The 7,971-nt window shown below is 62.7% G+C and carries 7 protein-coding genes; 3 read left to right on the top strand and 4 right to left on the bottom strand.

What is annotated here, in order from left to right:
• Positions 1 to 107: 107 nt before the first annotated feature.
• The gene (locus Q7C20_RS23650) at positions 108 to 1,166 is read right to left on the bottom strand and encodes a haloacid dehalogenase-like hydrolase (RefSeq protein WP_375070672.1); all 1,059 of its coding nucleotides are present in this window, start codon (positions 1,164 to 1,166) and stop codon (positions 108 to 110) included.
• 242 nt (positions 1,167 to 1,408) lie between these two features.
• Here Q7C20_RS23650 and Q7C20_RS23645 point away from each other — a divergent pair, with 242 nt between their 5' ends.
• Complete coding sequence (locus Q7C20_RS23645) at positions 1,409 to 2,800, top strand: L-cystine transporter (RefSeq protein ID WP_375070670.1); 1,392 nt, start codon at positions 1,409 to 1,411, stop codon at positions 2,798 to 2,800.
• Positions 2,801 to 2,896: 96 nt separating this feature from the next.
• Here Q7C20_RS23645 and Q7C20_RS23640 read toward each other — a convergent pair whose 3' ends face one another.
• Entirely contained in the window at positions 2,897 to 3,409 is a 513-nt protein-coding gene (locus tag Q7C20_RS23640; RefSeq protein WP_375070668.1) for a dihydrofolate reductase, read from the bottom strand.
• Between the two features lie 69 nt (positions 3,410 to 3,478).
• Between Q7C20_RS23640 and Q7C20_RS23635 the strand changes: the two genes are divergently transcribed.
• Both Q7C20_RS23635 and Q7C20_RS23630 read left to right on the top strand, forming a co-directional pair.
• Positions 3,479 to 4,858, top strand: a complete 1,380-nt coding sequence (locus tag Q7C20_RS23635) for a DUF2868 domain-containing protein (RefSeq protein ID WP_375070666.1) — start codon at positions 3,479 to 3,481, stop codon at positions 4,856 to 4,858.
• The gene (locus Q7C20_RS23630) at positions 4,851 to 6,218 is read left to right on the top strand and encodes a DUF3482 domain-containing protein (RefSeq protein WP_375070664.1); all 1,368 of its coding nucleotides are present in this window, start codon (positions 4,851 to 4,853) and stop codon (positions 6,216 to 6,218) included. Before Q7C20_RS23635 ends, Q7C20_RS23630 begins: the two co-directional genes overlap by 8 nt.
• On the opposite strand, the gene Q7C20_RS23625 is transcribed toward Q7C20_RS23630, so the two are convergent.
• Together Q7C20_RS23625 and Q7C20_RS23620 are read right to left on the bottom strand one after the other, a co-directional pair.
• Positions 6,215 to 6,769 carry a phosphonate degradation HD-domain oxygenase gene (locus Q7C20_RS23625; RefSeq protein ID WP_375070662.1) on the bottom strand — a complete coding sequence of 185 codons (555 nt, stop codon included), beginning with the start codon at positions 6,767 to 6,769 and terminating at the stop codon, positions 6,215 to 6,217. The two genes, Q7C20_RS23630 and Q7C20_RS23625, sit on opposite strands and share 4 nt — an antisense overlap.
• On the bottom strand, positions 6,769 to 7,902 hold the full coding sequence (locus tag Q7C20_RS23620) for a TIGR03364 family FAD-dependent oxidoreductase (protein ID WP_375070660.1): 1,134 nt from the start codon (positions 7,900 to 7,902) through the stop codon (positions 6,769 to 6,771). The genes Q7C20_RS23625 and Q7C20_RS23620 overlap by 1 nt, the downstream gene beginning before the upstream one ends.
• Positions 7,903 to 7,971: the final 69 nt, after the last annotated feature.

Below are 7,971 nucleotides of genomic sequence, written 5' to 3'. Positions count from 1 at the left end.
TAACACCGCCTTCGCGAGCAAGCCCGCTCCCACAGTTGATCGAGTTCCAACTTGAGAATGCGATCGAATGTGGGAGCGGGCTTGCTCGCGAAGCAGGCGACTCGGTCTTACTGAATCTCGTCCGGCTTGACGATCACCCAGTTCTTGTCCGCCGTCACCGGCAAGCCTTCTTTAGCTTGCGCAGCTGCGTGCTTGGCCATCATGCCGTTCAACTGGGTCGTGTACTTGTCCTTGCGGTTGACCCACAAGTGAATGCCACCCTTGGCCACGTCCACATCGTGGAACAGCATGTAGCCATCGCTGGTCGGCGTATCGCCACCCACGATCACCGGTTTTTTCCACTCGTCGATGTAGGTAAGGATCGCCGCGTGCTTGCCGGCCATCCAGGTCGCGGGCGTCCACAGGTACGGGGTCAGCTCCAGACCGAGGTTGGCCTTCTCGTCGTACTTGCCGGCGGTAATCTGCTTACGCGCGGTGGTCAGCTCGCCGGTTTTGCGGTCCTTGAGCAACGTGCTCACGCCGATGACGTTCTGGGGTTTGACGTTGTAGCCGTACTTCGGATCAGCCGCGACCATGCGCACCAGCTCCTCCGACGCGGCGGTCATCACGTACACCTCGATGCCGTTTTCCATCAGCTTGTTGAACAGCTCAGCCTGGCCGGTGAAGACTTTCGGCGGCTGCACCTCGGACTTCTTCACCACGTCGCCTTCAAAGTAGGTGACGGGGACCGGTTTGCCGGACGCCATCAACTCATCCACCTGGACCTTGAGTTCCTTGAGGGTGAAGCCGGAAAAAATCTGCGCAACCCACGGGTAGCAGACCATGTCGTCGACTTCACACAGGCGGTAGTAATAGCTGAACAGGCTTTCCTTGTGGTCGGCGGTGTCTTTGAACGGCATCAGCTTCAGGGAAGGGTCCATGCTGTCGCGGGTGATCAGGCCCTTGTTTTCCATGTACGGCAGCAAGGACTCTTCGAGGTCGTAGCGGTAGCTGGTGTTGTCCATGTCGAACACCGCGAAATTACCCTTGTTGGCGTTGGCGGCGATCATCTTGTTCAGTTGCTCGGCGGCAGGCGCCGGCCAGTGCTTCAACTCGGTGGCGGCAAAGGCTTGGCTGGCAAGGCCGAGGCAAAAGGCAGCGGCGAGCAGCGTGGGCGCGAACTTCATAAGCGTTTTCTCTGTAAGTGAAAGACATCGACGCTAACAAATTCTTGTGACAATTCCCAAGTCGAGCGCGACGGTGCGCGTTCTGATCCCGTCACCGCCATACACCTGAGCGCCACACGCTTATTCCAAAAACGACAGTCACCATTCCATATCGGTATTAAATCAATATATTTCAAGCTGTTAGCATTTTCGGTTCGCAATCGCAGGCTCACGCGATTGGCAACACTCTCAACGGAGTTTCAATGAATCTGCCCCTGATTCTCAACGTACTGGTGTTCGTGGCCCTGTTGCTGGGCCTGGCACAAACCCGCCGCACAAACTGGAGCCTGGCCAAGAAGGTCCTGTTCGCGCTCGCCCTGGGTGTGATATTCGGCACGGTGCTGCACACGATTTACGGCGACGGTAACCCGGTGCTCAAAGCCTCGATTGGCTGGTTCGACCTGGTCGGCAACGGCTATGTGCAGTTGCTGCAAATGATCGTGATCCCGCTGGTGTTCGCCTCGATCCTCAGTGCCGTGGCGCGTCTGCATAACGCCTCGTCACTGGGCAAGATCAGCTTCCTGACCATCGGCACGTTGCTGTTTACCACCGCGATTGCGGCGCTGATCGGCATCGGCCTGACCAACCTGTTCGGCCTCACCGCCGAAGGTTTGGTGGCCGGTACTCAGGAAATGGCGCGCCTGCAAGTGATCCAGAGTGATTACGCAGGCAAGGTCGCCGACCTGAATATCCCGCAACTGCTGTTGTCGTTCGTGCCGGCTAACCCGTTTGCCGACCTGGCCCGGGCCAAACCGACGTCGATCATCAGCGTGGTGATTTTCGCCGCCTTCCTCGGGGTTGCCGCGCTGCAACTGCTCAAGGATGACGTGGAAAAAGGCCAGAAAGTGCTCAACGCCATCGACACCCTGCAAGCCTGGGTGATGCGCCTGGTGCGCCTGGTGATGAAGTTGACGCCATATGGCGTTTTGGCGCTGATGACCAAAGTGGTCGCCGGCTCCAACCTGCAAGACATCATCAAGCTCGGCAGTTTTGTGGTGGTGTCGTACCTGGCGCTGGGCCTGATGTTTGTGGTGCACGGCCTGCTGCTGTCGCTGGCCGGGATCAACCCGCTGCGGTTCTTCCGCAAGGTGTGGCCGGTGCTGACCTTTGCGTTCACCAGCCGCTCCAGCGCCGCGGCGATCCCTCTGAGCATTGAAGCGCAGACGCGCCGCCTGGGCATTCCGCAATCCATCGCCGGTTTCGCCGCTTCGTTTGGGGCGACCATCGGCCAGAACGGTTGCGCCGGGCTTTACCCTGCGATGTTGGCAGTGATGGTCGCGCCGACCGTTGGAATCAACCCGCTGGACCCGCTGTGGATCGCGACGCTGGTGGCGATTGTGACCTTGAGTTCGGCCGGTGTGGCGGGAGTGGGTGGTGGTGCAACGTTTGCTGCGCTGATCGTACTGCCGGCCATGGGTTTGCCGGTGTCACTGGTGGCGCTGCTGATTTCCGTGGAGCCGCTGATTGATATGGGCCGCACGGCGCTGAACGTGAACGGTTCGATGACGGCGGGCGCGATTACCAGCCAGGTTATGGGGCAGACGGATAAAGCGTTGCTGGATGCCGATGAGCATGCCGAATTAGCGCAAGCCTGACAGACCGCTATCGCGGGCAAGCCCGCTCCCACAGTTGACCGAGTTTTCCTGAAGAAACCGGATCACCCTGTGGGAGCTGGCTTGCCTGCGATGCTCTTAGGCCTTTTCCCAAACCTCGAAGTTGTACGCCGGCTTATCGCCCTCAGCCGGGTTTTCAACATTCGACACCAGCTTCCACTGGTTCAAATCAAACTCCGGAAACCAAGCATCACCCTCAGGGCTCAACGCCACCCGCGTCAAATACAGGCGATCCGCCTGCTCCAGCCCTTGCGCATACAACTGCGAACCTCCGATCAGCATCAGCTCATCCACACCTTGCTCCAGCGCCCACGCCTCTGCGCGTTCCACGGCTGCTTCCAGTGACGGAAAAACTTCCGCACCTTCAAGTACAAGATCGGTCTGACGGCTAACCACCAGGTTCAAGCGCCCCGGCAACGGTCGGCCCAGGGAATCCCAGGTCTTGCGCCCCATGATGATCGGCTTGCCGAGCGTGGTGGCCTTGAAATATTTGAAATCCCCCGGCAAATGCCAGGGCATGCTGTTGTCGACGCCGATCACGCGGTTTTCACCGAGGGCTGCGATCAGGCTTAGAGGGAGAGTTTTTTTCATGGCGACGAGAATACCAGAGCCGCGAGTCAGCGGTTATGCTCCAGGCTCACTTGCTCAACAGGATGGCGCGTGACTGCACTGAACCCCCTGCAAAAACTCTGGCTGACGGAAACCGTGCGCCTGCGTGAAGAACACGCCGGTCCCCTGGAAGACCTGGAAGCCAACCGTCTGGCCCGCACGGCCGGTGGCGACTTGCCGACGCGCATCCAGAACCGCGCCCTGCACCTGGCCGAGCGCGATGGCCTCACCGTCGCCCTCACTCGCTGGCTGCAGGGCGCGCGTCTGGCGCTGGTGCTGTTGGCGATAGTCGCGGTTATCAGCGGTGCCGGGCTGGCCTTTGCCGCCTTGGGCAACGGCCTGACCCCAGTGAATGTGTTTTGGGCGTTGGGCAGCCTGCTTGGCTTGAACCTGATTTTGCTGACCAGTTGGGCCTTGGGCCTGCTGTTTGCCGGCGAGCACAGCGCCGCCCTTGGGCGACTGTGGTTGTGGCTCAGCGAAAAGCTCGCCCGAGACGCCAAGGCCGCGCAGCTGGCGCCCGCGCTGCTGCTGTTGTTGCAGCGCCAAAAGCTCAATCGCTGGGCGGTGGGTGTGCTGGTCAATAGCCTGTGGTTGCTGGCCTTGCTCAGTGCCATGCTGATTCTTCTTACGTTGCTCGCCACACGCCGCTACGGCTTCGTATGGGAAACCACCATCCTCGGCGCCGACACCTTCGTCGCCGTGACCAGAGCCCTCGGCACCCTGCCCGCCTTGCTCGGCTTCAATGTGCCCACCGTCGAGATGATCCGCGCCAGCGGCGATTCTGCTCTGAATATCGAAAGCGCCCGTCAGGCCTGGGCCGCGTGGCTGGTCGGTGTGTTGCTGGTCTACGGCCTGCTGCCACGGTTGATCCTCGCCCTGCTGTGCCTGTGGCGCTGGAAACGCGGGCGCGCGGCATTGCGCCTTGACCTGAATCTGCCGGGCTACAGCCAGTTGCGCGAACGTTTGATGCCCAGCAGCGAGCGCCTCGGCGTCAACGATGCCGCGCCCGAACAGCTGCACCACGTCAGCGGCGGCGTCAGCGAACTGGAAAGCGACGGCGCGCTGCTGGTCGCCATCGAGCTGGACGACCAACACCCTTGGCCGCCCAAGCTGCCAAACAGCATCAAAAACGCCGGTATCCTCGACAGCCGTGAATCGCGCAACAAACTGCTGGAGCAACTCACGCGCTTCCCGCCCGCGCGCCTGACCATCGCCTGCGACCCACGCCGCTCGCCGGACCGTGGCAGCCTGGCGCTGATCGCCGAACTGGCGCGCAGCGCCACCGCCACCCGCGTCTGGCTGCTGCAAGCGCCCACTGGCCAAGCGCTGGACGCCGAGCGCCTGGGCGACTGGCACACCGCACTGCAACAGCTTGAGCTGCCCTTCGCCGATTGCGCGCCGCTGAACTGGCTGGAGACCGGTCATGACTAAACCGCTGAAACTCGCCGTGGTCGGCCACACCAATGTCGGCAAGACCTCGCTGCTGCGTACGCTGACCCGCGATGTGGGCTTCGGCGAAGTCTCCCATCGCCCCAGCACCACGCGGCATGTGGAAGGCGCGCGCTTGTCGGTGGACGGCGAAGCCTTGCTGGAGCTCTACGACACGCCCGGCCTGGAAGATGCCATCGCCTTGCTCGACTATCTGGAACGCCTGGACCGACCCGGCGAACGCCTCGATGGCCCGGCCCGACTGGCGCGTTTTCTGGAGGGCAGCGAAGCCCGCCAGCGTTTCGAGCAGGAAGCCAAAGTGCTGCGCCAACTGCTGGCGTCCGACGCGGGACTGTATGTAATCGATGCCCGCGAGCCGGTGCTGGCCAAGTACCGCGATGAGCTGCAAGTGCTCGCCAGTTGCGGTAAACCCTTGCTGCCGGTACTCAATTTTGTCAGCAGCAGCGACCACCGCGAGCCGGACTGGCGCGAAGCCCTGGCGCGCCTTGGCCTGCATGCGCTGGTGCGTTTCGACAGCGTCGCGCCGCCGGAAGACGGCGAGCGGCGGCTGTATGAAAGCCTCGCCCTGCTGCTCGAAACCGCGCGGCCACAGTTGGAGCGGCTGATCCTCGATCAGCAAGCCCAACGCCAGGCCCGCCAACAAAGCGCCGCACGGTTGATTGCCGAGTTGCTGATCGACTGCGCCGCGTGCCGGCGCAGCGTGGTCACCGAGGATGAGCCGCACGCCATCAACGACCTGCGCAAAGCCGTGCGCCAGCGCGAACAAAAATGCGTGGAGGCCCTGCTCAAGCTGTTCGGCTTCCGCCCACAGGACGCCGCCGCCAGCGACTTGCCGTTGCTCGACGGGCGCTGGGGCGACGACCTGTTCAACCCCGAAACCCTCAAGCAACTGGGCGTGCGTGTCGGCGGGGGAATTGCTGCAGGCGCGGCGGCCGGTGCAGGCGTGGATTTACTGGTCGGCGGCTTAACCCTCGGGGCCGCCGCCCTGGCTGGCGCGATTGCCGGTGGCGCACTGCAAACCGCGCGCAGCTACGGCAGCCGCTTGCTCGGCAAGATCAAGGGCCAACGCGAACTGACCGTGGACGACAGCGTGCTGCGCCTGCTTGCCCTGCGCCAACGCCAGTTGCTCAAGGCCCTGAACCTGCGCGGCCATGCGGCGTTGCACAGCATCAAGGTCGACACGCCCCAGGACAAAACCTGGCGCGAAGGCAAGCTGCCGGACGCACTGCACAAAGCCCGCGCCCACCCGCAATGGTCGTCACTCAACCCCCACGCCAAATTGAGTCAGGCCGAGCGCCAGGAACAGGTCGAAGCGCTGGCTCAGCGCCTGGACGCGACCTAAGGCGCCAGTAACCGCCGCGCTTTGGCCTTGAGCACTTCAAGGTCAAGCACCGGCACGTGCATTTGCTTGGCTTGCTCGTCCCAGTGGCGCAGGCGCAGGCTGACTTGGCAGAGCGGGTCTTGCGCAAACGCACGGGCTTCTTCGGCGCTCATCACCCCGCCCTGATAACCCAGGGTACGACGGCTGGCTTCACTCAGGCGGGCGTAGTAGTCCGGCTGGCTGAAGGTCAGGTAGCGCTTGGCCTGCACGTGATACTCCACCAACTTGGCCATACGCTTGCTGAAGCCTGCGCGGCGCAAATAATCCGCGCCGAGGCGCTCATGGCTGACCACGCCATAGCCGCCCATGTTCGCGCCGCCCTGGCCGCAGATATGCCCGATGTCGTGAAAGAACGCGGCCAACACCACCTCATCATCAAAGCCTTCAGCCATTGCCAGTTGCGCCGCCTGAGACATGTGCTCGATCTGCGACACCGGCTCGCCGATGTAATCTGCGGTGCCGTGCTGTTCGTACAAGCCGAAGACGTCGGCAATCGCCTGTTCCGGGTTCATCACGCCTCTCCCCACAACGTTGTGATATTTCGCTCGGCCATCGCCGGCCCCACGCTCATGCCGACGCCGGTGTGCATCAGCGCCGCGCTCACGCCCGGTGCTGCCCGCAGGAACGAAAACGGCCCCGGCCCACGCGAGCCGTACACGCCTTGCCAGCGTTCCACCACTTGAACCTTGCAGCCCAGGGTCTGCTCGGCCAGTTCGATCATCCAGTCATCGACCTGCTCGGCATTGAACGGCGAGGCATCGCTGCCGTAGTCGTGGGAATCGCCGATGATCAGCTCGCCCTGGGGCGTGGGGCTGATCAGCAAGTGAATCCCGTGCTCATGCAGGTACGGCGTTTCGCGCAGGATGTGCGCTCGCACTGGCGCGGCTTCCGGCAGGTCGGCGAAGGCGCCGTAGTGCACGCAACTCAACCCCGTCAGCAAGGCATGTTGCAGATTCAGGTCTATTGCAGGCCGCGCCCGCAGCATTTGCAGGCGGCAGATACTCGGGCTGAGTTCGGCAATCGATTCGGCCAGCAGGGTTTGGTAATCGTGACCGGAGCAGACGATGATCTGCTCGCCGCGAAAGCTGCCTACGGTGCTGTGCAGTTGGCCGGGCTCGACGTCGCGCACCAGGGTGGAGAAGTGAAACTCCACGTTCAGCTCCTGCGCCAGGTAGTTGATCAGCGCCGGAATCGCTTCGCGCGAATACAGTTGCTGATCATCCTTGCCGTGCAGCGCCGCGCGGTGATGGCGGAACTGGCCGCCGTACACCTCCTTCATCGCCGCGCCTTGCAGCAGCTCGACGTTGTAGCCGTGTTCCCTGGCGCGACCGGCGCAGAAGGCTTCCAGCAGATGTTCTTCGGCTTCGGTACGGGCGAACAGGTACGAGCCGTTGCGCTTGAGTTGCAGGCCAGCGACGTGCGCCCAATGGCCCCAGATGTCGTGGCTTTCGCGAGCCAGGTCAAGCATTGGCCCCGGTGGTTGGCCGGTGACCAGTGCCTGGCCGAAGTTGCGCACCGAGGCGCCCAGCGGCGTGGCGCTGCGTTCGAAGACCTTGACCTTGAGGCCGCGTTTGGCGGCGGCAAAGGCGTGGGACAGGCCGAGGATGCCGGCGCCCACAATCAGCAGGTCGTTTGGTTGTGTCATGTCGTGATGTCCTGAATTCGAGACCGCTATCGCAGGCAAGCCAGCTCCCACAGGGGAATGCATTCCAAG

Origin of the sequence: Pseudomonas sp. AMR01 (genome assembly GCF_041946035.1) — a bacterium.
Lineage (GTDB): Bacteria > Pseudomonadota > Gammaproteobacteria > Pseudomonadales > Pseudomonadaceae > Aquipseudomonas > Aquipseudomonas antarctica_B.
The sequence above is the reverse complement of the archived record's forward strand: the minus strand, read 5'-3'. Positions and strand labels throughout refer to the sequence as shown.

Bases quoted from the DNA above. Each gene is read 5' to 3' on its own strand.
- Q7C20_RS23650 (WP_375070672.1), bottom strand. From the start codon at position 1,166: ATGAAGTTCGCGCCCACGCTGCTCGCCGCTGCCTTTTGCCTCGGCCTT.
- Q7C20_RS23645 (WP_375070670.1), top strand. From the start codon at position 1,409: ATGAATCTGCCCCTGATTCTCAACGTACTGGTGTTCGTGGCCCTGTTG.
- Q7C20_RS23640 (WP_375070668.1), bottom strand. From the start codon at position 3,409: ATGAAAAAAACTCTCCCTCTAAGCCTGATCGCAGCCCTCGGTGAAAAC.
- Q7C20_RS23630 (WP_375070664.1), top strand. From the start codon at position 4,851: ATGACTAAACCGCTGAAACTCGCCGTGGTCGGCCACACCAATGTCGGC.
- Q7C20_RS23625 (WP_375070662.1), bottom strand. From the start codon at position 6,769: ATGAACCCGGAACAGGCGATTGCCGACGTCTTCGGCTTGTACGAACAG.
- Q7C20_RS23620 (WP_375070660.1), bottom strand. From the start codon at position 7,902: ATGACACAACCAAACGACCTGCTGATTGTGGGCGCCGGCATCCTCGGC.